Raw genomic sequence first — 2,671 nt, forward strand, 5'->3', positions numbered from 1 at the left:
ACTCTATGGGGCACTACTCCCTCCAGTTTTCCTACGTCCGGTTTTCGTTCGTAGATCGATGGGTTATTCGCCGAGCAGGGTCGGATATCCGGCGTAGTTCTCGCCCGCTTTGGCGGCGTATCGTTCGGTGACCTGGTAGCTGTATCCGAGCATGGTGGCCACCACGGCTGGTGGCGTTCGGGTGACCAGATGTTCGAGAGCGGCGACGCGTGCTGCCTTCCGGTCGATTCCTAGGGCGTGCAGCTTGTCCAAGATGGTGCCGGGGCGGAGGTGCTGGCCGGCTCGGGTGCTCGGAAACAGCCAGGGGCTGTCGGTGGTGCCGGTGTTGAGGTTGAACCTGTTGTTCCGTTGCTGGTGAAGCACGCTCGCGAACGGCTCGGGTACGGGCGTGGCGGGTTCACCGAGTCTGATGAGGGTCAGTCCGGTGTCGGGATCGACGACCACGTCGTCGCATCGTAGGGCGGCGATGCGGACCAAGGGTTGCGCGTAGATGAGTAGAAGAATCCCTGCGACGCGGGTGTTGAGGGCGATGTGGTCGTCGTGGAGACAGCGACGGATCAGCTCGAGACGCTGCTGGTCGTCCATGGTGGGTTGCGTTTGTGCCCGGCGATGCGGGAACTCGATCGCGCGGGGAAGATGCCGGTTCCGCACGGCCCAGACGACGAAGGTGCGGGCGAGGTAGCGAGTGGTCGGGCCCGGAGCCAGCCAGCTGTCGATGTGTCGTTGGCTCACGTTGTCGAGATCGACGTTTTGACTGCTCAGGTAGTCGAGAAAGGCTGCTGCAACGGTGATTTCCTGTTTCGCTGAGCGAACTGCGGCGGCAGTTCTGTGAGCGGGAAGTCGACGGACCCGCCGCAGATGATGCCACCGGGCGAATGAGGTCAGTTGGTGGTGGCCGAGCTGCTCGCCGCGGCGGACCAGGACAGTGCCGAGCCACCGCTCGAACCGGGCAAGGTGCGGATCTCGTTCGGGTAGCAGGCCGTGATGCACGGCCAATGCCCGCAGATGTTCGACGGCTCGTCCGGGTGGAAGCAGGTCGAGGCCGCTGTGACTGAGCTCCACCTCGCCGGCGCCGATCACATGGAGCAGCGCCGCCGCCTGTGTGCCTCGCATCCAGGTGAGCACGCTCTGGGGACGTGCCGCGCTGGCCAGGGCCTCGAGGAGCAGCCGGCGAGGGTCCTCGGCGTCGTTGATGGGACACAGAACTGTGTGCAGGTCGTCCCGCAGAGCGCATCGGGCACAGAGCCCGGCACGGTAGCGCTCTTCTTCGTGTCCGCAGCGGTGGCAGTGCAGGTCGAGGGGAATTCCTGCGCAGTCCACGCAGACGGCGTCGCCGTCTGCATTGCGCCCGGGCAGCATCCGGCGGTTCGCACATCCGGGGCAGGCGCCGTGGGTGCGGGTGGCCGACGAATAACAGGAATAGCAGATCGCGCCGTCGGGCCAGCGGGCCACGATCTTGGTGGTGGAGCGCCGGCAGCGGTCGCACTGGTGGGCTCCTGGGCTGCGCGGTCGTCCGCGGCGATCGTCGGTGCGCGTCACGGCGGCCGGTGTCAGTCGGCGTCGTCGCGGATGATCCGGGCGCGCCGTGGCCGGCCCACGGTATTCAGGTCGATCACCGAGGTGCCGGTCGCTGCGCGCCGGGGTGTCTGCTGCGTATAGGTGAAGGTGAGCAGGTCTTCGAGTTCGCACGCGAAGATCGCACACAACGCACCGAGCACCCGGGGGGAGACCCGGTCCGGTGTCTGCGTCACCAGTCGATACACCTGCGAGGGGGACAGGTCGACGCCGTATTCGCGCAGTCGCGGCGCCAGGTCGGTGGTGTTGTGCATGCCCTGGCGCGCCATGAGCTCGGCGACATGCCACCGGTAGTTGACCTGTTTCATCGCCCTCTCCTTCTACTTCGATCCTGGTATCGTCGGTCGCAGCAGGCGCCGGTCCGGTTCGACGGCATTGTCGAAGATCGTGGTCAGGGCGTGGCTGAGCACCCTGGTTCGGTAGTCGCTCGACACGCACGTGTAGAGGGATGTCGTCGACGCGTGCTCGTGACGCACCTGCTGCTGAACGAACAAGGGATCGACCCCGTCTTCGATCAGGTGTGTCACATAAGACCGGCGCAACGAGTGAAAGTCCAGACCCGGCCCGAAACCGAGATCATCACAGTAGCGCCGGAATCGCGCTTGGATGGTGGTGTGGGCCAAGGGTGTGCGGCGAGGCGAGGGAAACAGCACGAGTCCGTCGTAGTCGAAGACCGGTCGAATCTCTTCAACCCATTCCTCGAGGACATCGACAGCCCAGTCGAAGACGGTGAGCACACTGCCGGGCTTCGGGGGTGAGCCCCTCATCGCCTTACCGTGCCGGACCCGCAGCACCCCGTACCCGCCGAACTGCCGGGCCTTCGGGTTCCTCCCGAAGTCGACCGTCTCCAACCGGCGCACCTCGTTGAGGCGCAGCCCGTAGGCGTAGGCGGTCTTGAACAGCGTCGCGTCACGGTAGGCGGCCCACCAGCCCTTCCGGCGCAGGGCACGAATGCGCCCGACCTCCTCGTCGGCACGGTCGAACAGTTGCTGCAGTTCACGCTTGGAGAACGCGCGCTTGCCAGGACTCCTCTCAGCGTCCTGCACATGGACAGCACTGTTCCAGTCGTGCACCACCTGAGTAGTGCCCCATAGAG

The 2,671-nt window shown here is 65.6% G+C and carries 3 protein-coding genes; all 3 read right to left on the reverse strand.

The window, feature by feature from the left end; translation table 11 throughout:
- Positions 1 to 63 precede the first annotated feature (63 nt).
- Positions 64 to 1,539, reverse strand: coding sequence for a hypothetical protein (locus A8G15_RS28350; protein ID WP_082900228.1), 1,476 nt, complete (start codon positions 1,537 to 1,539; stop codon positions 64 to 66).
- Positions 1,540 to 1,550: 11 nt separating this feature from the next.
- Positions 1,551 to 1,883 (reverse strand): helix-turn-helix domain-containing protein, encoded by a 333-nt coding sequence (locus tag A8G15_RS28355; protein ID WP_068166530.1) that lies wholly within the window; start codon positions 1,881 to 1,883, stop codon positions 1,551 to 1,553.
- A gap of 12 nt (positions 1,884 to 1,895) precedes the next feature.
- A partial coding sequence (locus tag A8G15_RS28360) for a tyrosine-type recombinase/integrase (RefSeq protein ID WP_068166532.1) occupies positions 1,896 to 2,671 on the reverse strand: 776 nt, incomplete at its 5' end.

The organism is Rhodococcus phenolicus (assembly GCF_001646785.1).
GTDB classification, from domain to species: Bacteria; Actinomycetota; Actinomycetes; order Mycobacteriales; family Mycobacteriaceae; genus Rhodococcus; species Rhodococcus phenolicus.

Bases quoted from the DNA above. Each gene is read 5' to 3' on its own strand.
- A8G15_RS28355 (WP_068166530.1), bottom strand. From the start codon at position 1,883: ATGAAACAGGTCAACTACCGGTGGCATGTCGCCGAGCTCATGGCGCGC.